This window comes from Gemmata obscuriglobus (genome assembly GCF_008065095.1).
Classification (GTDB): domain Bacteria; phylum Planctomycetota; class Planctomycetia; order Gemmatales; family Gemmataceae; genus Gemmata; species Gemmata obscuriglobus.
This window is the reverse complement of sequence record NZ_CP042911.1, coordinates 8,204,951-8,226,411: the sequence shown is the minus strand read 5'-3', so window position 1 is coordinate 8,226,411 and position 21,461 is coordinate 8,204,951. Positions and strand designations below refer to the sequence as shown.

Here is a 21,461-nt window from a genome sequence, read left to right as displayed (position 1 = left end):
GCCACGTGCCCGCCGCGAGGCCGGGACACGATACAGCGAGGTCCACTCCCGAACCGGTCCGCCGCGCCGACTCGCACTCGGCGCCCGGACGGTTCCGCCCGACGCGTGTCGCACGGGCGCACGATTACCCGACACTCACAGACCACCCGTGACAGCCGGTCGGACCGGTGCGGGCGCGCACGCGCCCCCGCACCGCCGTCCCGTGCCCCGCCACGGACCGAGGCACCCGCATGTTCATTCGGACCGGGCCGACCGGAAGCACGACCGCCACCGCCCTCCGGCTCGAACAGCTCGAAACGCGTGACGTGCCCGCGATCGTCTTCCAGATCGACTACTCGCGCGACGCCGGCGGGCTGTTCAACAACCCGGAAGCCCGGGCCACGCTGGAGCGGGCGGCCAGCGACCTGGGCGGTTTGCTCAGCGCCAACCTGGCAGCCATCTCCCCGGGCGCCGGGGGCACCTGGACCGCGTCCTTCACCGACCCCGCGACCGGCGGCCGGCTGACCGTCCCGAACCTGTCCGTCGGCGCCAACACGCTCGTCATCTTCGCCGGGTCGCGTGACCTGCCCGGGACGACGGCGGGGTACGGCGGGTACGGCGGGAGCAGTATCTCTGGCACCCAGGCGTGGATCAGCTCCGTGCAGACCCGCGGGCACTCCGGGTTCGCGCCGTGGGGCGGCAGCGTCACGATCGACACCACGCAGAACTGGCACTTCGGGCTGACCACCGACGGCCTGGACCGGACCGAACTGGACTTCTACTCCGTTGCGATCCACGAACTGGGTCACATCCTCGGAATCGGCACCGCCCCCCAGTGGACGAGCCTGGTCCGCAACGGCGCGTTCACCGGGGCCAACGCGACGGCGGTGTACGGCGGGCCGGTACCGGTCGACGGCGCCGGCGCGCACTGGGCCGACGGCGTGATCGTCGGGGGCCAGCCGGCCAGCCTGGACCCGAGCACCACGATCGGCTCCCGCATCCTCTGGTCGGCCCTGGACTCGGCTGCTCTCCGCGACCTCGGGTGGGGCACCGCCGCGCCCGCGAGCCCGGCGCCGGCACCGTTCGCCCCTCCGGTCGAGGGGCAGCACCCGGTCGCGTTCACCGGCAACACCGACGGCACCGTGTCGCTGTTCATCGTCTCGGGCGACACCCTGAGCGACACCGGGCGCCGGCTCACGCCGTTCGCGGGCTACCGCGGGGCGCTGCGGGTCGCGAGCGGCGACTTCAACGGCGACGGGGTCACCGACTACGCGTTCACCACCGGGGCCGGGCCGCAGGCCGTCGTTCAGATCATGGACGGGCGCGACGGCTCGATCATGGTGGGGCAGACGGTCATCTTCCAGGGGTTCATGGGCGGGCTGTTCCTGGCGGCGGCGGACATTGACCACGACGGCAAGGCGGAGCTGGCGGTGTCGGCCGACGCCGGGGCCGGCCCGCACATCCAAACGTTCCGCGTGGCCGGCGGAACGCTGCAGGTCCAATCGAGCTTCTTCGCGTTCGACAACCCGGCGTTCCGGGGCGGGGCGCGGGTCGCCGCGGGCGACATCAACCGCGACGGGTTCGCGGATCTGGTGGTGACGACGGGGGGCCAAGCGGAAGGGCGGGTGGCGGTGTACAGCGGGGCGGACCTGCGGAACGGGGTGGCGACCCGGCTGACGCCGGACTTCATCGCGTTCTCCGGGCTGTGGTCCGGGCTCAACGCGGCGGTCGGGGACATGGACGGCGACGGGTACGCGGAACTGGCGATCACCCCGGACCGCGGCCCGGCGCACATCAAAGTGTGGTCCGGAGCGACGCTGACGGCCAACGCGGGCACCCAGGCGAGTTCGCTGCCGCTGCTGGCGAGCTTCTACGCCTTCGCCCCGAACGACCCGAGCGGGGCGCGGCTGTCGCTCCGCGACACGAACGGGGACGGCCGCGCCGAACTGATCGCGGCGAGCGCGAACCGCGAGAGCTCTTACGCCCGGTCGTTCAGCTTCGAGCAGGCGACCGCCGGGGGCGGGAACGCGCCGTCCACGGCCCCGTTCGGCACGCCGATCACCTACGACGGGCTGTACGCCGGGGTCCAAGTCGCGTCGAGCAAGGTCCCGGCGCCGGCGGCCGACCCGGCGGCCCTGCCTGGTGACGAGGTGTACACCGTTACGACCGCCCCGATGCCGAACAAGTGCGGGTGCGGCGGCTGCACGGCACTCGCGCAACTCGCCGGGAACGCCGACTCGCTGGTTCCAACGATCCCGGTCGTGTGAGCGGGCGGCGCCCGCCCGGGTCCGGAAGCGGGCGCGGCATCAAGGAAGCGGAACGTCCTTGAACGTGAACCGCACCTTGTACTCCAGAACAACCCAGTCTTCGACGATGACGCGCCGGGCGGGTGCGTTGAACCAGCCTGACGGGCGCCCGAACCACCCGGAGATGTAACAATCGTCTCCGGATCGTTCAGATCCGCTTCCCGTCCGGGGCAACCGGTTACCCCAGATGTCCTCGACGGTCACTCGCTGGTACCAAGACCGCCAATCCGTTTCCCTGATCTCGAGGGGGGGCACCTGAAGGTTGATGGTCGTATCTCCGGTGAGGCTGAACTTGGCCTGTTGAATTGCCAGCACGTCGTCGCCGACGCGGAACTTTTGCCCCTTAGCGCCCGTTGGAACGACCTCCACCCGCCGCCGCTCCACGACCGCCCGAAGCGGTATGACCCCAGTGCTGTGCACAACTGAGTTCAGGGATCCTCGTTGGGCTTGTGGGCTTGTCGACGCCGTTGGACGGAGGTGTGTGCCCCCTTCTGTTTCGCGGCGTGCGGGTGGGCACGGGGCGCCTTGTTGCGTGTCTTGTCCCAGCCCGGCTTCCACATCGTGCCCAATAACTGATCCAACAACGTTCCCACACTCTCTGCCGTCTGATCCGTCGGGATCAGGGACACGATCATCGACACCTCGACCAACTCCTTGAGCGCGGCCAACTGACGATGCCAGTCCGTGCAGAACTGCGCCGTCGAGAGGTCGTCGATGGTCACCTTCCGCTTCGCAACCACATAGCCCTGGAGGACCTGCACCACGTTCGCGAGGACGAAACACATCGACGCCTGAAACACGGTCGCCTCCGGTGTCGAACCGATGAACCGACCCAGGGCGAAGATCGCCGTCACCTTTTGGAACGTGCCTTCGATGGTCCACCGGATGCGGTACAGGTCCAACAGATCGGTCGCCGGGTATGGGGCCGAATCGAGCAGGTCCGTGAGGATTGTAATCGCTTCGCCCACCGGGCGCGCGACGGTGATCCGCCGGACGTACCGGCGGAGCTTGTCCTTGGGCTTCCCGGCCCACCCCCATTCTTCGACCACGGCTCGTTGGGATGGGTCCGCGGTCGTGACCGCGGGGCGCTTCGGGTCGGGTTCGAACGACAGGGTCCGCGCGTACCGCACCACGAAATGACCATTGTCCTTGGTGAACTCGGCGAAGTGCTTCGACGCACAGAACAACCGATCCCCGACCACCAGTTTCGCCGGACCGCCTCGGGCGTGCACTCGGGGCATCAAATCGGGGATCAGTTTGGCCTCGTTGGTTTCGCCATCGAGATCGGCCGCCATGTCGAGCACCAACCCGTCACGGGGCCGGTACGCCACGAGCAGTTTTCCGCCCAAGAGCTTGCCCGGTGTGCCCCGCGTGTCGACGAGTCGCTTGGCCACCTTCTTGAGACTCTTGCCGTCGAGGATCAGAACCTCCAGGCGGTCGAAGGAGGTCGGAAGGCGGTGCGCGACGACCTCGGGGAACAGGGCGGTGAACCGGTCGGTGACGTCCCGCAGGAACGCTTCGCTCAGGCCCCGGGGGATGCGCCGGAGCTTGCCGTAGAACGCTTCGTGGCACCCGTCGTCGGGTTGCCGGTGGCGTCGCAGGTGGGCCTGCCGCCCCGAGCCCTGGTGTTCGATGAGCGCATCGAAGATCCAGGTGACCAGTTGGGCGAAGGTCACGACGTCCTCATAGCCGCGTCCCCGATGTCGCTCGTAGAGGTCCGCGAGGACCGGGTCGGGAACGCCATAGGCGAAGAGTGCGAGCGACGCGTGGGCCAGTGGCAGGCCCTCCAGGACCTGGCGCGCGAAGTCCGTGGGCGCGTGCGGTTGGGAGCGTGGGACGCGCTGATGAGGTGGCAGAATCACGGTGACCTCCATGTCCCGGGTCGCGGACCCCGCACCACCCCGCGTCCCACGACCACTCGGTTAACCCCAATTTCGTCGCAGTGAAAACCCTAAATCAGCAATCCGCAATCAGTTATACAAATCCAAGATGTGCATAGCACTGGTATGACCCCCGAAACGGTTGCGAGTCGCGTACCCTGCTTCGGCGAGCGCCGCAAAAGTCCATGCACGGACGCCTCGTACTCCGTGCCAGTGATATCCCAACCAAAGTAGAGCGTCCGCCCTTCGTCTGGTGCCTCCCGGAGCTTTCCGCCCCGGTCATCCACGACCTCGGCGAACTGAGCCGGCCCGCCGCCCAGAATGGCGAATCGAGGCTCGGCAAGTACCGACAAGTGAAGCGTCAACTTGTGATCGTGTCGGCCCGGCGTCCCCTGACTGAAATCGATGTTGCGGTCCTCGTGAATGTTTTCCAGTGTCACCCGAAACGCGCCGTCCCGAACGGTGAACGGTGAACGTGCGGTTCCGGGAACCAGCCGGATATTTTCGCGTGTTGTGACGATGGACCGGTTGGTGCGCTCGGCGATGCGATCCACGGCCTCCCAAAAGGTCCCGTCCGGCACTCCGAACGTGTAAAGCTCCTTCCCGGCCGGTGGGTCCGCCGTCACGACGTAGCCGGTTTGCTGGCGAAGTGAGTGAAGGGCTGCGGCGAGCGTGATCGGCCTCGGATCGATAGCGACCCGGCGGGGGGTGAACGCGATCCGGGCCTGGATCGCCGGGAGCAGTGCGAGCGCGCGGCGGCGGATCTCGGGGTCGTCGCTGGTGGTGGCGCGTTGCACCGCGGGCAGCGCGGCGGCCCCCAACACGCGCAGCGACTCGGACGCCTGTTCGCGGGTCGCGAACTCCGGGGCTCCGAGTTGCCGGGTGAGTTGTTCCGGGGAAGGGGCTTTTAAAGGGGGCTCGGCAGACGGGCCGAAACCGGCGCAAAGAACGAGGGCGATGAGCGAACGGGGCATCCGAATCGTCCCTGGTGTCGTTGGGCTCCCGCCTCCGCGGGCGGGCTGTGATACCCCGCAGCGTACGCGGGGCACGCTCCGATACCAAGAACAAACAACCGGCGGACTCAACCGGTCGCGATCACTTCATGATGTCCTTGACCACCACGCCGTGGACGTCGGTGAGCCGGAAGTCGCGCCCGCTGTAGCGATACGTCAGCTTCTCGTGGTCGATGCCCATCAGGTGCAGGATGGTGGCGTGCAGGTCGTGGACGTGAACCTTCTTGTCCACGGCCGCGAACCCGAACTCGTCGGTCGCGCCGTAGGTCATCCCGCCCTTCACCCCGCCGCCGGCCAGCCACACCGTGAAGCCGTGGTTGTTGTGGTCGCGGCCGTCCGCGCCCTCGCTCGTCGGGGTGCGGCCGAACTCGCCGCCCCACAGCACCAGCGTCTCGTCGAGCAGCCCCTGCTGCTTCAGGTCGCGGAGCAGCGCGGCCACCGCCTTGTCGGAGTCCTTCGCCTTGGTGCGGTGCCCCTTCTCGATGTCCCCGTGGTCGTCCCACGGCTGGCCGGACCCGTAGAACACCTGCACCATCCGCACCCCGCGCTCCACGAGGCGCCGGGCGGTGAGGCACGCGTCCGCGAAGTACCCCTTCCCGTAAGCCTCGCGCACCTTCACGGGCTCGCGCGACACGTCGAACGCCTCCTGCGCCTCCGTCTGCATCCGGTACGCGATCTCGAGGGACTGGATGCGGGCGTCGAGTTGGTCGTCGCCGCCCCGCGCGTCCTTGTGCAGCCCGTTGAGCCGGTTCAGCAGGTCGAGCTGCTCCCGCTGGGTGCCCGCGCTCACGCTGGTGTTGCGGATGTGGTCGATCACCCGCTTCGGGTCGAGGGACGAGATGTGGCAGCCCTGGAACACGCCGGGCAGGAAGCTGTTGTTCCACAGCGCCGGCCCGACCACCGGCTTGCCGGGGCACAGGACGACGAACCCGGGCAGGTTCTGGTTCTCGGTGCCGAGCCCGTAGGTGAGCCAGGAGCCCATGCTCGGGCGGATGGGCTGCGTGTTCCCGCAGGTCATCAGGAGCAGGCCGGGCTCGTGGTTCGGGATGTTGGTGTGCATCGACCGGATCACGCAGATGTCGTCGATGCACGCCCCGATCTCGGGGAACAGCTCGCTGACCTCGATCCCCGACTGGCCGTACTTCTTGAACGCGAACGGGGACTTGAACAGCGCACCCGTTTTGCGCTCGGTCGACTTCCCGGCGGCGCCGGGCGCCTTCCCGTGCTGCTTGGTCAGCTCGGGCTTCGGGTCGAACGTGTCCACCTGCGACGGGCCGCCGTTCATGAACAGGTGGATGACGCGCTTCGCCCTCGCGGGGAAGTGCGCCACCTTGGGGGCCAGCGGGTTCGCGCTCGCGCCGGACGCGCGGGCCTCCGCGCCCCGGGCCTCGTCGGCCAGGAGGCCGGCGAGCCCGAGCATCCCGAGACCGGTGCCGCTGCTCTTGAGCATGTCGCGGCGCGAGATCCCACCGTTAAGCATCGTCGGCACCCTCGGGGTTGTCTTCGTTGATCTCGTACAGGAAGACCTCGGACTCGGCGACCGCCTTGTCGTAGTACTCGACGTAATCGCTTTCCACGTCCTCGCGCTTGACCGGCGCGTGCTCGATCACCTCGGAAATGAACCAGCCGTGCTCGGCGATGTTCCCGGAGGTGATGTGCAGCGCGTTGTTCTGCGTCTGGTCCTTGATCCAGCAGTGGACGGTGGCGGTGCTGCCGTCCGGGTCGTCGCTGTTGGGGGCGGGCACCGTGTTCTCGTCGCCCTCGCCGCTGAAGTCGAGCCGCTCGGCCGTCACCTGGAGGTACTGCATTGGGATGCGGACCCAGTCGTTCTCGACCGGGTCGTCCCCGCCGGCCCGCGCGGCCGCCTCGAAGATGCGGCCCGCGAGCTCTTGCGCTTCCGGGGCGGTCAGGGCGGTGCCGCCGTCGGGGGCCTTCAGTTTGACCGTGTCGCCGTCGTGCGAAACTTCGATATCGGCCCGCTGGTTCGGCTGGCTGCTCATTCCGTCACCCGCTTGAGTTGCGTCCGTACTCGCGGGGCGGTGGGCGGTGCCCACCCGACGACCCCCGCAGCTCTCAGTCTACGTACAGCAGCTCGTTACTGGCGAGAAGAACCTGGGCGTATTGCTGCCACCGGGTGAGCTTGTCGCCGGCCTGCAGCGGCAGCGCCAGGAACCGCAGCGCGAGGTCCCGCTCCGATTTCTCGGGCGCCCGGCCGAACGCGAGCCGGTACGCCGCGGCCACCCGCGCCTCGTCGGTGGAAGCGGCCGCCTCCACCCGCTTCGCGAACGCCTGGGCCTGCGCCACCATGAACGCGCTGTTCAGCGCGAACAACTGCTGCTGAGGAACAGTGGTGACGGTGCGCTTGTCCGCGGTCACGTTCGCGTCCGGAAAGTCGAACAGTCGCAGGAGCCCGTCCAGCTCGTGCCGGCTCACCTTCGCGTAGACGGTCCGGCGGCGGGCGGCCGGGTCGCGGAGGTCGAAGGCGGGGCCGCCGAGCTGCGGGTCGAGGTTCCCGCTGACGGCCAGCAGCGTGTCGCGCCAGTCCTCGATCTCCAGCCGCTTGCGGGCGCCGCGCCACAGGTACACGTTCGCGGCGTCCACCTTGTCGTTGGCCGCGTCGGGGCGGCTCTCCAGTTGGTAGGTGGCCGCGGTCATGATCTGCCGGTGCAGCCACTTCGCCGACCAGCCGTTCTTCACGAAGTTGATCGCGAGCCAGTCCAGCAGCTCGGGGTGGCTCGGCTTGTCGCCCAGCGCGCCGAAGTTCGAGGGCGTGCCGACCAGCCCGCGGCCGAAGTGCCACGCCCACACCCGGTTCACGAACACCCGGGCCGTGAGCGGGTTGTCCTTCGAGCCGATCGCGTTCGCGAGGTCGAGGCGCGAGTACCCGCCGCCCGCCGCGACCGGCGACGGCAGCACCTGGAGGAACCCCTTCGGCGCGTCCTCGCCCTTCGTCGCGGGGTTGCCGCGGACGTACACCTTCATCCCGGCCCCGTTCCCGCTGATGACGTGCGCCACGGGCGGGGCCGGCGGCATCGTCTTCTTGATCTGGGCCAGCTCGTCGGTCGCGCCCTTGTACGCGAGCAGCTTCGCGAGCCGCGTGACCAGCGGGTCCTTCTTGGCCTTCAGTTCGCTCTGGAGCTTTTTGGACCGGTCCTCGGCCTTCTTGAGGTTCGCCTGCGCGGCCTGGTACGCCTTCACCTCGTCCGGCGCGCCGAGCTGCGCGTCGGACATGTCGGTACCCATGTAGATGCCCGCGAGGGAGTAGTAATCTCTCGTCGGGATCGGATCGAACTTGTGGTCGTGGCACCGGGCGCACGCGACGGTCAGCCCCAGGAACCCGCGCGTCACGGTGTCCACGCGGTCGTCCAGCTCTTCGGCGATCGCCTGCGCGGCGGCGGTGTTCTTGTAGTACTCGGCGCCCAAGCCGAGGAACCCCAGACCCGCGAACTTGGTGAACGGGTCGCTCGGCGCGTCCGGGAGCATGTCGCCGGCGATCTGGAGCTTCACGAACCGGTCGTAGGGCATGTCGGCGTTGAACGCGGCGACGACCCAGTCGCGGTAGCGCCACGCCTGGTTTCTGGGCTTCACCGCGAACGTGTGCGCTTGGTCCTCGGCGTACCGGGCCACGTCGAGCCAGTGCCGCCCCCACTTCTCGCCGTACTGGGCCGACGCGAGCAACCGGTCGACGACTTTCTCGAACGCGTCCGGCGCCTCATCGGCCAGGAACGCGTCCACCTCCTCCGGCGCGGGCGGCAACCCGGTGAGGTCGTAAGAGGCGCGGCGGATGAGGGTCCGCTTGTCGGCCCGCGCGACGGGCGTCAGCCCCTTTTCCGCAAGTTTGGCCGCGACGAATGCGTCGATCGGGTGCGTGGGGCCGGCAGGGACGGGAGCCGCTTTCGGTGCCTGGAACGACCAGAACTGCTTGCCCTTCTCGATGTCGATTCCAACGGCCTTCGCGGTTTCGCCGGTGCGCGGGTCAACGGCCCCGTCGGCGATCCACTTTTCGAAGTCCTTGATGACGGCGTCGGGCAGTTTGCCCTTCGGCGGCATTTGGAGGTCGCCGTCGTACTTGAGCGACTTGAGCAGCGTGCCGGCCTCGGGCTTCCCCGGCACGAGCGCCGCCCCGGTGTCGCCGCCCGCGAGCAGCGCGGCCTTCGTATCGAGCTTCAGGCCGGCCTTGAGCTTCTTGTCCTTCTCGGCGGTCTCGGAGTGGCACTTGTAGCACTGTTCGACCAGCACCGGCCGGATTTTCGTTTCGAAGAATTCGACCTTCTTCGCGTCGGCCGGCGCGGGATCGGACGCCCGGGCCACCGCCGACGGTGCAGCGAAAAGCGCGGCAACGAGTGCGAATCGCAGCATAGGTTTCAGCTCGGCAGGAACCCGAATCGCATTCGGGTCAGTGGCGGGAGAACCATCCGGTCGCAAGCAGGCGGGAGAGGCACGAGTCCGTGATTATATTATCAGCGTCGAACGGGCACAGCAAACGGGAAATTCGGCGCCTCACCCTTTCCGCGATCGATTGCAAGCACCGTGTTCTTCGCCCGGGCGGTTCCCGCGCACCGTCAGGGGGCCAGCAACAGCAATCCGTATTGCTTGCGTGGTGGGCGGTTCGGCTGCAACGAGCGTGCAGCATCCGGCCACCACGGCCGAGACGACTGGAGACGCCTTCCAACCAATACGAGCTATGCGGTCAGGGCGGCGATAACTCGTGCCAGTGAGTGCTCCGGGAGATGCGCTGCGGCCGGCCCGGGTGACTCACTCACAAGTGGCAAGACGGCCCCCAGTTCGACTCCGAACGCGTGCGTCAGATCCCGTTGCAGCACGGGATGGTCGAGGGAGCAGGGCACCTCGCTGAGTACCAGCGCGACGTGCGGGACACCTAACCGCCGAACCACCTCAACCGCGACCGCGGCGGCTTGGTACTCTTGCCGGTTCGGGCGCAGCACCAGCACCGCCCAATCGGCTGCGGCCGCGATCAGTAGCGCGTCTTCGTCCAGTCCCACCGGTGCGTTCACAAACAGGAAATCGAAGGACAGCGCGTCGGCTATTGTCCCTAAAGCGTCGCCGATCGCTTCGGCGTCGTAACCAACCAAGAACGGGCCGGACGGAATCAGGTGTACGCTCCCGGCCTTGGCCCCTCCGGCGAGAGAGACGCGGTACGCCGCGTCCCGAAGTGCGCATCGGCCGGTCAGGTGATCGCCCAAGGTGTGGGTGATTAGGCCGGGATCGAGGTTGAAAAGGGCACGTAACCCGGTTGATGCGGCACCGATCTCGATTACCCCGACGCGCATTCCCAGCCGCGCGACCGCCGCGGCGATGTGGGCGGTCGGGTCGCATTTGTTGGCGCCGGCCGGCGAGTGGACGGACACAATCTTGTGCATGGGTGAAACCTGAACGCGGAACCCGGGCGACGACCGCGGTGCGTGCCTCGGGCCGTTGAATCGGCGGACCGTCACTCTCCGATCACGTCCTCGAACTTGAACACCGCGACGTGGCGAACGTTCGGGTTCAGGTCGGTCTGATGAGCCCCGAAGTAGATCGTTCGCTTGCTTCCGGTGCTCGTCACGGTGCTGATCACCAGGGGCGTACACATAACGTTGTTCTCGTCGCGCCCGGCCCAATTGTAGCCAGGTAACTCGCCACGCCACCACACCACCGCTCCCGTCTGCGGGTTCAAACAGAACATCCGTCCTTCGCGTGACACCGCGTACACGGCTACCGGGAACCCGCCCTCCGCGGCTACCGCCGGCGCGCTCGTGACCGAACTGCCGATGCCGGCTTTCCAGCGCAGCTTGCCGGTGCGCCGATCGAGCGCGTACACGAACCCGTCGCGGCAGCCGGCGTAGATCGAGAACGCGTCGGCGGCGAGCCCCGTGTGAACCGACCGCGGTAACGGGTACCGCCACTTCTCCTTTCCGGTCGTCGCATCGAGACAGCACACGGCCCCAGCCGCCTCCGTGTCACGCGCCGCGCCCTCTTCGTCGTAGTGCCACACGTCGGCGCCCATGTTTCCGGTGCCGACGCCGTAAAACACATTCCCCTCACTCACAAGCGGCTGACCGAACACACGCAGCCCGAGGTCGGTGCGCCACTTCTCCGCCCCTGTAACGGCATCGAGCGCGACTGCGACGTAGGAGTACAGCCCGCTGCCGACGAACACGGTGCCGTTGCTCACCACGGGCGCCGCGTCGATGTGGATGCCCGTTTCTTTACCCCCCTTGAGCTGCCACACCGGCGCGCCGGTGTCGGCGCGGGCACAGTAGAGCCCGTCGTCGCCGGCCGGGAAGTACACCTTACCGCCCGCGACCGCCGGCGCCCCTTCGGTGTGGCTCGCGGTTTTGAACGGCTCCTTCCAAACGGGAACGCCGGTGCTGGCACTGACGCAGAACAGGCGCCGGCCGCGGTCCTCGTGCATTCCCTCGCCGCAGTACACCTTTCCGTTTGCCACGGTGGGCGTGCAGAACACCGCTTTCAAGTCAGGGTCGTCGAGCGCCCATTCCACTTTTCCAGTTGCGCGGTTCATGCAGAGCATGCGCCCGTCGGCCGGGCTCGCGCTAGTGCCGAACACGAGACGCTCACCGTCGAGGGCGAGGTTTGACATGACCCGACCGAACACCTTCTCTTTCTTGTTGCCCTCCAACTCGAAGGCCGCGATCGCAACGGGCTCTCCCACGAGGCGCGGCCCGAAAACCGTTTCGGCGTCGCCGGTTTCGGTGCCGGTCGCGACCGGACCGCTGGTTGGGGCGCTCGTGAGTAACACGGTTGCGAACCCGCACAGCACGAGCGTTCCGAGCGCGACCGCTTCTCCGGGAAGGCTGAGCCGCACGGCCGGCGCGCAACCGCCTGCGTCCGAGTCGGCGCGGTGGGTCAGTGCGCGGTAGCCGGCGTACAGCGTGGCGGCGAGCAGCGCCAACCCAATGAACGTGAACTCGCGCATCGGTACGCGGAGGGTGCTGTCCCAGCCCGCGAAGAGAGCGGTCAAGACCGTACCGAGCGCCGCAAAGGCTGTTAAGCCGGCCAGCGCGAGAATCTCAGTGCGGTCCGGCGGTGCGGTGACCTCGGGCGCGGCGGCCGCCATCCGCCGGTACCGGCACCCGGCCCACACGGACCCGACGAGCGCGAAAAGGGTGAAGTAACTGGCGATTGCGGCGGGTCCGAACCCGCTCCCCGGCGGGAGCCAATGCGGGCGGTACGTGACGAGTGCGAAGTACACGAGTGCGAGGGTACTGTTCAGACTCGCGACGACGAGAAACGCGCGCCAGCGTTTCATGCCGATCGCCAGGCGCGCGAACACTCCGGGGAAGAGCGCCGCGACGACCGCCAGCGGACCGACCAGCACGAACGAAGGGATCACGCCCAACAGTGCGAGCGAGCCGGGCTCTCCGGTGGCGGTAAACGATGGGTCTGTGGTGGCGCGTTCGAGCGGGGAAAGGGCGGCTGTGGCCGCGCGAGCCACTAAGGCAGACGCCAGAAGAGCGAGAAACGCGAGGGCGCCGAAGCGCGGGATCAACAAGCGCATAGCGAGTGGATTCCTCGGGGCGGCGTCCGGTTGAGTGTAACCGAACGCCGCCCGGAAGCCCACCCGCCCGTTACACGAGCCGCGACCGTCGCTGGAGCAGGGACTCACGTGCGCCGGAACTGCTTGTCCAGTTCGGCGCGGCTGAAGAGGAGTGATGTCGGGCGCCCGTGCGGGCAGTGGTGACTGTCCTCGGCCATCTCGCGCAGTCGGAGGAGATACGTGATCTCCTCCGGTGAGAGCTTGTCACCGGCCTTCACCGCGGCCTTACACGCCATCGTCGCCATCAGCAGGTGGAGGAGCGCTTCCTTTGTGGGGGCTCGCTCCTGCGTGACGATGTGATCGATCACCCCGCGCAAGATGACGTGCGGGGGTTTGCGTCCCAGCAGTGTGGGGTAACTCGATAGCAGGATCGTGTTGCCGCCGAAATCGGACACGTCCAGCCCCAGTTCGGCGAGCGCGTCGGCGCACTCCAGTACGAGCGCGGCCTGCTCGGCGGGCAAGTCGACAGGCTCGGGGATCAGGAGCCGCTGCACCTCGAGTTGGCCCGCGCGGATGCGCCGGCGGAGCTGCTCGAACAGGATGCGCTCGTGCAGCGCGTGCTGGTCAATGACCAGCATTCCGTCGGGCGTTTCGAGCACGAGGTACGAGTCGTGAAGCTGAATCGCAGAACTGGAACCGGCCGGCGCGCCCGCAACGGGCGGCGCGGTGCTCGCTGGCGCTGGTGGCGCGGGAGCCGGTGTGCTTTCTTGCGGCTCCCCGGGGCTAATCTGCTCCATCGGCGGAGCGCTCACAAATTGGCGAGCGGGGGCCGGAGGCGCTTCGGACGCGATTTGCGCGTCGAACTCGCTCGGCGCGATGTCTGTGTTCTCCTCTTCTTCAGAGCGGTCAACGGGGGACGGCTCAGATTCTTCTTGCTCTTCAAAGGGGGAGGAGGTGAGAGCCGCAGGTCTTTCGCTTGGCGCTTCGACAACCGCTGCGCGTGACGGCGGCGGAACCGGGCGTGAGGGCGGCTCCGTCACGCGCGATGTGAACAGTGACGGCCCGAACGATGACGATGACGCCGGCCGGACCGGCGTGCTGGTGCGAACCGGCTCCGCTTCTCGCGCCGCGGGTGCCTCGCGCACCTGAACGCCAGCGGGCGTGCGCCAGAACGGGTCCGCAGCCGCCCCGAGTTCCCAGGGCGCGAGGGTCTGCTCCGCCAGCTCGCGCCGCGGCGAAGTGAACAGCGACGGCGTTTCAATCTTCGGCTCCGGCTCCTCGGCGAGCGCGCCGTCCTCAATGCCCTGCGGGACCGTCAGGTGCGGGATGAGGTTCTCTTTCAGCAGCCGCTGCTTGATGGTGGCCCGCACGAGCGAGTAAACCAGCGAGTTCTCCTGGAACCGCACCTCGGACTTCGTCGGGTGAACGTTCACGTCGAGCTTGTCGGGCGGGAGCGTGAGGAACAAGAAGCCGATCGTGTACCGGCCCGCCATCAGCAGCCCGCGGTACGACTCTTGAAGGGCGTGCGACAGGCTCCGGTCGCGGAACCAGCGGCCGTTCACGAACAGGTACTGGAGCTTCGAGTTGCCGCGGTCGCACTTCGGGTCCGCGATGTAGCCCCGGAGCCGCATGGGGCCGTCGCCGGAATCGATCTCGTAGAGGGCGTCGCGCACCTCGCCGGTGAAGAACAGCGCGATGCGGTCCAGGAGGCCGGCGCTGCCGGGGATGTCGTACACGAGCCGGTTGTTGTGCCGCAGCGTGATGTGGAGCGCGGGGTGCGCGAGCGCGAGGCGCGTGACCGTTTCGCACACGTGCCCGAGTTCGGTGGCGACGCTCTTGAGGAACTTCTTGCGCACCGGCACGTTGTAGAACAGGTGCCGCACCTCCATGCGCGTCCCCGGGGCGCCGTTCCACGGGCGCGGGTCGGAGATCCCGTTGCCGTCGCATTTCACCTCGCACCCGCTCGCGGCCGTGTGCGTGCGCGACTGGAGCGTTATTTGCCCGACGCCCGAGATCGACGCGAGCGCCTCGCCGCGGAACCCCATCGTGCGGATCTGAAACAGGTCGTCGGCGGTGGTGAGCTTGCTGGTGGCGTGCTGCGAGAACGCCAGCGCGAGGTCGTCCGGGTCGATCCCGCACCCGTCGTCGACGACGCGAATGAGTTCGGTGCCGCCGGCGTCGAGGTCGATGTCGATGCGGGTGGCGCCGGCGTCGATGGAGTTCTCCAGCAGTTCCTTGACGACGGACGCGGGGCGCTCGATCACCTCGCCCGCGGCGATCTTGTTGACGACGTCGGGTGGCAGTTGGCGGATGCGTGACATTGAGAACCTGCGGGCACAGAAGGCGACGCATTTAGTATCGCGTTCTGGCGGGGCGAAAGTGAACCCCAGTTGGTTCGGCGCGCCGGTTGCAGTCGTGGCCGGGGGGCCATCGTTTTGAGAACGCATCGATATGCAGGAGCCACAAATGAAGCCGGTTCGCGCCACGGTTCTAACTGCCGCTACCTTTGCGCTCGTTATGCTCGTTGGGTGTGAGCGACCGGCGCCGAGCACGCCCCCTGCTGCACGCGAAAAAGAAACCGATATCCGCATTCGCACGCCCGGCGCGGATGTTGACATTCAGGGGCGCGGAAAGGGAGCCAACGATAAGGACCGCAAGGTCGATGTAGACGTGCGGACGAAGGACCGGTGACCCGTCGATGGGTCACCGGTGGCCGAAAAGCGCCTGAAAGTCGAGGAACGTGGAGCCGCCAATTGCGAGGTACAAGCCGACGAGGCACCCGAGGCAGGCCATTCACGGTGCCGTCCGTAATTGCAAGGTGTTTCCAGGGAACGATTAGTGCGCTCTATGGACGGGCGGCCTCATGATTCTTGGCGCGGTGCTCGAGCGGTTCATTAGCGAGAGCCCGTTGAACGTCATGTCACGGGCCAGCATCGAGCACGTGCTATCGGCTTCGGCCCTGGACGCGCTGTTCGCGCGGGTGGCGGAGCGCGTGTACACGCGAGAGCTGCTGTTCTCCACGGTGGTGGAGCTGATGGGTGCGGTGGTGTGCGGCAAGGCGCATCATGTGCAGTCGGCGTATCAGCAGATGGCCGATCGGATCCCGGCCTCCCTGAAGTCGGTGTACGAGAAGCTGCAGAACATCGAGGCGGCGGTGTCGGCGGAGCTGGTGCGGCATGTGGCGGATCGGTGCCACGATGCGTTCTTCGCGATCCGCCGACACGGGACCACCACACTCGACCCGGCCGGGGAATGGACCCCGGAAGTGCGCACCGATACCGGGTGGGTGAGCGAGCGACCGGTGTGGGTGTGCGTGGGCGGGGAGCCGGTGCCGCGGGTGCGCTGCGTGCGGGTGCGGTTGGACCATCCGACCGGAGACGGGGACGCGGAGATCGAGATCCTGGCCGACGTGCCGGAGGACGAGGCGGTCGCGGCGGTGGTGGCGGTCCTGTATCGGGGTCGGTGGCCATCGAAGGCGCGTTCCACGAGTTGACCGTGGCGCGGCGGTGCGAGGTGAACACACGCGGGTATCCGAAGGCCGCGCTGTTCGGGTTCGCGGTGGAAGTGGTGGGTACAACGTGCTGGCGGTGCTCAAGGCCGCGAGGCGGGCGGTACATGGGGCGGATGTGGTCGCGAGCCAGGTGCCCGGGTACTACATGGCCCTCGAGTTGGCGACCGTGTACACGGGCATGATGATCGCCCTCCCGCCCACCGAATGGGCCGCGTTCGGAACCATGTCGGGCGCCGAACTGGACCAACTGCTGCGCGCCTGGGCCGAGAAGATTAACCTGAACAAGGTTAAAAAAGCACCCGCGCGAATGCCCACAAAAAATAAACTCGAGCGCATAGAATACACGAGAAAACATGTATCGACTGCTCGGTTATTAGCTGACGAAAAAGAGACCTGTCAGTCGCAAAGCGGCAACCAAAACAAAGGCGCCCCCCATCGTGAATGGCCTGCCCACGGCGCGAATGCCGTCCGAGCTTTGACAACACCTGTGCAGCCGATTGTGTAAACGCCGAACCGCCGACCTTGCGGCCGGCGGTTCGTGAATGTGCGGGTGTTCGCAGGTCACTTGTCCAGGCAGTCTTCGGCGTAGGTGCTCTCGTACACGAACTTGGTGCCCTCGCCCTGGTGGTTGGCGAGTTCGGCCTTCGCGCTGAGGCGCGACGCCTGATACTTGCCAGCACTCGTGTTGAAGTACACGTCACCGGTCCAGAGCATCGGGACGAGCGGCACCTGCTCGCCGGTGGTCTTCGGCGGGGCCTTCAGCGCCGTTTCCACGCCCACGATCAGGTAACCGTCCTTCGTGCCCTTGTTGGTGTACTTCTGGGTGAAGTCGTAGCTCTCGCCGGTGCCGGCGGGCGGGTCGAGCTTGAACGCGAACGGGCGGTCCCAGGTCTTGCCCGCCTCGGGAGCGGCGTCCGGCAGCACCAGGCGGAACGGCAGCTCCGCTTGCAGCCGCGCCGCGGCCCCGCCCTTCGCTTCTTTCACCTCGACCAGTTTGCCTTGCGCATCAATGCGGACCGTGACGATCGGCTTGTTGAGGTACTCGGCCATCGCCTTCGCGTCCTCGGGCTTCGCGGAGTCGGTGGTCGTGGTGCTCCCGTCCGGCTGGCGGAACTCTTGCTTCATCTCCGCGATGCTCATTTCGAGCGTCGCAACGCCTTGCTTGTCAACGTCTTTCACGGTCCACTTGCGCACGAGAACGAGGCTCGTCTTGGCCTCCGTCGCGACCGGCTTTTCGCTCTTCTCGTCCAGCACCGTTTCCTTCACGATCGTCTGCTGGACGACGCGGTACGTGTGGACCTTCCCGGCCTCCCACTTGAACCGCGGCGCCGCGGGGGCGGGCTGCGCCAGAACGGGCGCCGCGCCCAGGAACGCAAGAGCGAACACCGTGAACCGCGTCATGCTGAAGCCTCCCGGGCCGGAAATGGGCCATGAGTGGCATGCACATAACGCGAACCGAAACCGGCGCGAAGGGCAATCAGGGGGCGTGTCGGTTCAGGAACGATACCAGCGCCGGCAGGTACAGTTCGCCGGGCAGCCGCACATGCCCGATGCCGTCGAGTCGCACGAACTCCTTCGGCTGGTTGGCCGCGACGTAGAGCTGCTCCGAGTGGCTGAACGGCACCACCGTATCGGCCCTGCCGTGAACGAAGAACACCGGTCGCGGGCACTTCGCGATTTTGGACAGGTTGTCGAACCGGGTGCGCATCAGCGTTTTCGCCGGCAGGAACGGGAAGCGGTTCTTTGCGGCGTCGGGCAGACTGGTAAAGGTATAGATGAGAACGAGCGCCCGGTGCTCGCGCTTCGTAGCCAGTTCGACCGCGGTTCCGCCGCCAAGCGATTCGCCGTACAGAATGATGCGGCTCGTGGCGACCTTCTGCTCGTCTGTGAGCCACTTGTACGCGGCTTCGCCGGCCGCGTAGCACCCGTTTTCGGAGGGTGTGCCACTGCTCTTCCCGTAACCGGGGTAGTCGAAGAGCAGCACCCCGGCGCCGGTCGCCAGGCGCAAATCGGCCGCGAGCCCGCCGCGGTGTGTGAGGTTGCCGCCGTTGCCGTTCGCGACCAGCACGGCCCCGTGGTGCGGCGTCTCCGGCGGAATCCAGCGCCCCGCGATTTTGTTTCCGTCGGCCGAGTCGAACGACACATCTTGCGAGCGGCGGTCTTCGGGTTCCAGCCACTCCTCCTGGGTCGATGTGGGGACGAAGACGAGCCGCCGTTCGAGGAACCAGAACACGATGACGATCCCCAGGTAGGTGATCAGGAAGAGCACGGCCCACCGGCGCGCCCGGCGCCAGAGTGAGCGTTGCGGGGCTTCGCTCACGAACTCTCCTCAACAATGAACCCCTCGGCGGCGAGGATCAGATCCGCGAGCGCCGCCCAGGCTGTGGACGGGTTGTCGCGGTCGACCAGCACGAACGGCACGCCCGCGAGCCGCGCTGCCTCGCCCTCCTCCTCGTCGGTGTCGCCGATGCTGGCGATCACCCGGTACTCGCGGGCGAGGGTCGCGTGGGCCTCGGCTTTGTGGCGCCGGGGGCTTTTCCAGTTGGGGCAGTAGTGGACGTTGCGGTAGCCCGGCAGGCGGTACTCCGCCAGGAAGTCCTCCGTCCCGCGGCGGCTCACGTCGGTACGGGCTGTGACGTAGTGAACTTCGACCTTCTGTCGGTGGAGGCGCGCGAGCACGTCGAGCGCCGCACGCAGCGGGCACGCGAAACTGGTGCAGACCGTGTCGTCAAGATCGACGATCAGCGCCAGCCGTTTGGGCGGCGCGTCCGCGCCGAAGAGCTGTCGGGCGAGGTCGGACATGATTTCGATCCGCAGCGCGACGCGGGCGAGCGCGGTTCGATGCAACAGAGACAGGCTTGTCGCTCGTACTGTGCTCGCCCGCGCCGCGGATGTTCCTTCATTTGCCTTACACGGCCGGCACGCACTCCAGGCCGAAGGTTTCGGCCACGGCCTGGTTCGTCACCTTCCCGGCCTTGATGTTGACGCCCGCCAGCAGCGCCGGGCTCTCCTTCACGGCCCGTTCCGGCCCCTTGCTGGCCAGTTGCATCGCGTAAGGAAGGGTCACGTTCGTGAGGGCGTAGGTGCTGGTGCGGCCCACCGCCCCGGGCATGTTCGTGACGCAGTAGTGAACGATGTCGTCCACGATGTAGGTCGGGTTCGCGTGCGTGGTCGGGCGGCTCGTCTCAAAGCACCCGCCCTGGTCGATCGCCACGTCGATCACCACCGCCCGCGGGAGCATGTACTTCAGGTCGTCCCGCGTAACCAGGTTCGGGGCCTTCGCGCCCGGGATCAGCACCGCCCCGATAACAAGGTCCGAGAACTGGAGGCACTCGCGGATGTTCAGCCGGTTGCTAAACACCGTGGTCACGTTCTGCGGCATCACGTCGTCGATGTACCGCAGCCGGTCCAGGTTCACGTCGAGGATGAACACGTTCGCGCCCAGCCCCGCCGCGACCCGGGCGGCGTTCGCACCCACCACCCCCGCGCCGATGACCGAAACCGTGGCCGGCGGCACGCCGGGGACGCCGGCGAGCAGGATGCCGCGGCCGTCGAACGGGCGCTCCAGGTACTTCGCGCCCTCCTGGATGCTCATGCGCCCCGCCACCTCGCTCATCGGGGTGAGCAGCGGCAGGGTGCCCTTCGCGTCGCGGATGGTCTCGTAGGCGATGGCGGTGATGCCCGACTTCAGGACGGCCTCGGTCAGGTGCCGGTCGGCCGCGAAGTGGAAGTAGGTGAACACCGTCTGGCCCGCGCGCATGTGGGGCCACTCGGACGGCATCGGCTCCTTCACCTTCACGATCAGGTCCGCCCGCGCCCACACCTCGGCGTCGTTCGACACGATCTGCGCGCCGGTCGCGGCGTACTGGTCGTCGCTGATGCCGGACCCCGCGCCGGCGCCGCTCTGGATGAGCACCGTGTGCCCCGCCCGGGTCAGCTCTTCCACGCCCGCGGGCACCATCGCCACCCGGTACTCGTCCTGCTTCACTTCTTTCGGAACGCCGACAATCATGAATGGCCTCGGAAATTCAACGGAGAGGTGTGTAGAGGCATTGTGGGGCTGCGGGGGAGTGAATCAAGTCGCGCGGCTCTCATGATGAAATCGGTTGCCCCCCGCGCCGTCAGTTACCTAGGATTGGGAAGGCGCCACGTCTCGCCGGTTCCTGTCGCAGGTGACCTCATGCCGCCGCGTATTGCCGTCGCGGGGATCGTCGCGTTCTGGATCGCCACCACCGGGTACGTCGCGTACCGGGACGTGTGGCCGCGGCTGTTCGCGTCCGGGCCGCCCCCGGTCGCCATCGAACTGGCCGACGAGGCGAAGCAGAACGTCCCCGCGAAGTGGACCCTGTACCGCAACGGGCAGCCCATCGGGAAGCTGACCACGCTGATGAAGTACGACGACGCGACCGACGAGTTCCAGTTCACTTACCGGTACAGCAAGCTCCGGCTCGAACAGGGCGGCGTCGCCCTGGAGGTACCGGACGCCACCTCGGACGTGCGCATGACCCGCGCCGGCGACTTCAAGGAGCAGGCGCTGAGCGGGAAGCTGGAAGTGGTCGCGGGCAAGTCGCGGTTCGGGGGGCAGATCGACGTCCGCGGGACCGTCAGCGGCGGCACGCTGACCGGCCACGGGTCGGTGAAGAGCTCGTTCGGCGACTTCGAGGCCGATCTGGAACCGGTCCCGGTGCGGCAGGGGCAGCCGCTGAACCCGTTGCAGCCGGTGAACCGGATCGCGGGGATACACGGCGGGATGCGCTCGTGGGTGGTTCACGAGTACAACCCGCTCCAGGACGCGCTCGCGGACCTCATTCGCAAGCAGCTCGCCAAGAGCGGGCTGCCGCTCGGCGCGGCGAAGCCGAAGGAGCCGCTGCTCGCGGAGGTGGCGGGCGAGCCTCGCGTCTTGAGCTGGCAGAACCAGGACATCCCGTGCTGGGTGATCGAGTACCGCCGCAAGGAGGACGCGATCGCCCGCACGTGGGTCCAGGTGCGCGACGGGAAGGTGCTGCGCCAGGAGGCGTTCGAGGGGGGTGAGGCGCTCCGGTTCGAGCGGGAGGATTGAGGGATGTGTGCACGCAAGCCCCGGGCGCCAAGACCTACCCCCCCCGGCCCCCCCTCCCTAAAGGGAAGGGGGGAGATCGAACCTTCGTGCACCGATAGCAAACCTGGCGCGCCAGAAGCAGGTGCGACGCGTCCCACCCTTCCCGGGGCAGAAGGTGAGTATGAACCTTCGTGCGCCGATAGCGAGTCCGGTGCGCAGGAGGCGAGCCAACCGGA

18 protein-coding genes are annotated in these 21,461 nt (G+C 67.6%); 5 read left to right on the top strand and 13 right to left on the bottom strand.

All coding sequences use genetic code 11. From position 1 onward, the window contains the following. The first annotated feature begins 230 nt into the window (after positions 1–230). Positions 231–2,246: an FG-GAP-like repeat-containing protein gene (locus tag GobsT_RS34095; RefSeq protein ID WP_010036639.1), complete on the top strand. Its 2,016-nt coding sequence runs from the start codon at positions 231–233 to the stop codon at positions 2,244–2,246. Positions 2,247–2,285: 39 nt separating this feature from the next. Here GobsT_RS34095 and GobsT_RS34090 read toward each other — a convergent pair whose 3' ends face one another. The 9 genes from GobsT_RS34090 to mutL all read right to left on the bottom strand — a co-directional run bounded on the left by GobsT_RS34090 (position 2,286) and on the right by mutL (position 14,997). Then, a complete protein-coding gene (locus tag GobsT_RS34090) occupies positions 2,286–2,654 on the bottom strand; it encodes a hypothetical protein (RefSeq protein ID WP_010036643.1) in 369 nt (122 codons plus the stop codon). A gap of 59 nt (positions 2,655–2,713) precedes the next feature. After that, entirely contained in the window at positions 2,714–4,147 is a 1,434-nt protein-coding gene (locus GobsT_RS34085) for a transposase (protein WP_162097345.1), read from the bottom strand. An 89-nt stretch (positions 4,148–4,236) separates the two neighbouring features. Beyond that, positions 4,237–5,139, bottom strand: a complete 903-nt coding sequence (locus GobsT_RS34080) for a HEAT repeat domain-containing protein (RefSeq protein WP_010036645.1) — start codon at positions 5,137–5,139, stop codon at positions 4,237–4,239. A gap of 121 nt (positions 5,140–5,260) precedes the next feature. Continuing rightward, complete coding sequence (locus GobsT_RS34075; protein WP_010036646.1) at positions 5,261–6,658, bottom strand: DUF1501 domain-containing protein; 1,398 nt, start codon at positions 6,656–6,658, stop codon at positions 5,261–5,263. After that, positions 6,651–7,178, bottom strand: a complete 528-nt coding sequence (locus GobsT_RS34070) for a hypothetical protein (protein ID WP_010036648.1) — start codon at positions 7,176–7,178, stop codon at positions 6,651–6,653. The genes GobsT_RS34075 and GobsT_RS34070 overlap by 8 nt, the downstream gene beginning before the upstream one ends. Before the next feature lie 73 nt (positions 7,179–7,251). Further along, on the bottom strand, positions 7,252–9,537 hold the full coding sequence (locus GobsT_RS34065; protein WP_010036650.1) for a PSD1 and planctomycete cytochrome C domain-containing protein: 2,286 nt from the start codon (positions 9,535–9,537) through the stop codon (positions 7,252–7,254). Between the two features lie 323 nt (positions 9,538–9,860). Beyond that, complete coding sequence (locus GobsT_RS34060) at positions 9,861–10,559, bottom strand: MinD/ParA family ATP-binding protein (RefSeq protein WP_029600740.1); 699 nt, start codon at positions 10,557–10,559, stop codon at positions 9,861–9,863. Positions 10,560–10,630: 71 nt separating this feature from the next. Next, positions 10,631–12,697, bottom strand: a complete 2,067-nt coding sequence (locus tag GobsT_RS34055; RefSeq protein ID WP_010036652.1) for an outer membrane protein assembly factor BamB — start codon at positions 12,695–12,697, stop codon at positions 10,631–10,633. A gap of 104 nt (positions 12,698–12,801) precedes the next feature. Next, complete coding sequence (gene mutL, locus GobsT_RS40220; RefSeq protein WP_010036653.1) at positions 12,802–14,997, bottom strand: DNA mismatch repair endonuclease MutL; 2,196 nt, start codon at positions 14,995–14,997, stop codon at positions 12,802–12,804. 145 nt (positions 14,998–15,142) lie between these two features. Here mutL and GobsT_RS34040 point away from each other — a divergent pair, with 145 nt between their 5' ends. The 3 genes from GobsT_RS34040 (at position 15,143) to GobsT_RS40210 (ending at position 16,692) form a co-directional block, all read left to right on the top strand. Next, positions 15,143–15,367, top strand: coding sequence for a hypothetical protein (locus GobsT_RS34040; protein WP_148087977.1), 225 nt, complete (start codon positions 15,143–15,145; stop codon positions 15,365–15,367). Positions 15,368–15,539: 172 nt separating this feature from the next. Beyond that, complete coding sequence (locus tag GobsT_RS40215) at positions 15,540–16,169, top strand: hypothetical protein (RefSeq protein ID WP_010036655.1); 630 nt, start codon at positions 15,540–15,542, stop codon at positions 16,167–16,169. Between the two features lie 85 nt (positions 16,170–16,254). Further along, on the top strand, positions 16,255–16,692 hold the full coding sequence (locus GobsT_RS40210) for a hypothetical protein (protein ID WP_232068439.1): 438 nt from the start codon (positions 16,255–16,257) through the stop codon (positions 16,690–16,692). 56 nt (positions 16,693–16,748) lie between these two features. On the opposite strand, the gene GobsT_RS34030 is transcribed toward GobsT_RS40210, so the two are convergent. From GobsT_RS34030 to ald, 4 genes are all read right to left on the bottom strand, one after another. Further along, positions 16,749–17,588, bottom strand: a complete 840-nt coding sequence (locus GobsT_RS34030; RefSeq protein ID WP_010036657.1) for a hypothetical protein — start codon at positions 17,586–17,588, stop codon at positions 16,749–16,751. A 76-nt stretch (positions 17,589–17,664) separates the two neighbouring features. Next, a complete protein-coding gene (locus tag GobsT_RS34025) occupies positions 17,665–18,507 on the bottom strand; it encodes an alpha/beta hydrolase (RefSeq protein WP_010036658.1) in 843 nt (280 codons plus the stop codon). Beyond that, entirely contained in the window at positions 18,504–18,989 is a 486-nt protein-coding gene (locus GobsT_RS34020; protein ID WP_148087976.1) for an HAD family hydrolase, read from the bottom strand. The genes GobsT_RS34025 and GobsT_RS34020 overlap by 4 nt, the downstream gene beginning before the upstream one ends. 106 nt (positions 18,990–19,095) lie before the next feature. Next, on the bottom strand, positions 19,096–20,199 hold the full coding sequence (ald, locus tag GobsT_RS34015) for an alanine dehydrogenase (RefSeq protein ID WP_010036661.1): 1,104 nt from the start codon (positions 20,197–20,199) through the stop codon (positions 19,096–19,098). Between the two features lie 168 nt (positions 20,200–20,367). Here ald and GobsT_RS34010 point away from each other — a divergent pair, with 168 nt between their 5' ends. Continuing rightward, positions 20,368–21,246, top strand: a complete 879-nt coding sequence (locus tag GobsT_RS34010; RefSeq protein WP_010036662.1) for a hypothetical protein — start codon at positions 20,368–20,370, stop codon at positions 21,244–21,246. Positions 21,247–21,461: the final 215 nt, after the last annotated feature.

Coding starts and splice junctions, on each gene's coding strand:
- GobsT_RS34095 (WP_010036639.1), top strand. CDS start 231: ATGTTCATTCGGACCGGGCCGACCGGAAGCACGACCGCCACCGCCCTC.
- GobsT_RS34080 (WP_010036645.1), bottom strand. CDS start 5,139: ATGCCCCGTTCGCTCATCGCCCTCGTTCTTTGCGCCGGTTTCGGCCCG.
- GobsT_RS34075 (WP_010036646.1), bottom strand. CDS start 6,658: ATGCTTAACGGTGGGATCTCGCGCCGCGACATGCTCAAGAGCAGCGGC.
- GobsT_RS34070 (WP_010036648.1), bottom strand. CDS start 7,178: ATGAGCAGCCAGCCGAACCAGCGGGCCGATATCGAAGTTTCGCACGAC.
- GobsT_RS34065 (WP_010036650.1), bottom strand. CDS start 9,537: ATGCTGCGATTCGCACTCGTTGCCGCGCTTTTCGCTGCACCGTCGGCG.
- GobsT_RS34060 (WP_029600740.1), bottom strand. CDS start 10,559: ATGCACAAGATTGTGTCCGTCCACTCGCCGGCCGGCGCCAACAAATGC.
- GobsT_RS34055 (WP_010036652.1), bottom strand. CDS start 12,697: ATGCGCTTGTTGATCCCGCGCTTCGGCGCCCTCGCGTTTCTCGCTCTT.
- mutL (WP_010036653.1), bottom strand. CDS start 14,997: ATGTCACGCATCCGCCAACTGCCACCCGACGTCGTCAACAAGATCGCC.
- GobsT_RS34040 (WP_148087977.1), top strand. CDS start 15,143: ATGAAGCCGGTTCGCGCCACGGTTCTAACTGCCGCTACCTTTGCGCTC.
- GobsT_RS40215 (WP_010036655.1), top strand. CDS start 15,540: ATGATTCTTGGCGCGGTGCTCGAGCGGTTCATTAGCGAGAGCCCGTTG.
- GobsT_RS34030 (WP_010036657.1), bottom strand. CDS start 17,588: ATGACGCGGTTCACGGTGTTCGCTCTTGCGTTCCTGGGCGCGGCGCCC.
- GobsT_RS34020 (WP_148087976.1), bottom strand. CDS start 18,989: ATGTCCGACCTCGCCCGACAGCTCTTCGGCGCGGACGCGCCGCCCAAA.
- ald (WP_010036661.1), bottom strand. CDS start 20,199: ATGATTGTCGGCGTTCCGAAAGAAGTGAAGCAGGACGAGTACCGGGTG.
- GobsT_RS34010 (WP_010036662.1), top strand. CDS start 20,368: ATGCCGCCGCGTATTGCCGTCGCGGGGATCGTCGCGTTCTGGATCGCC.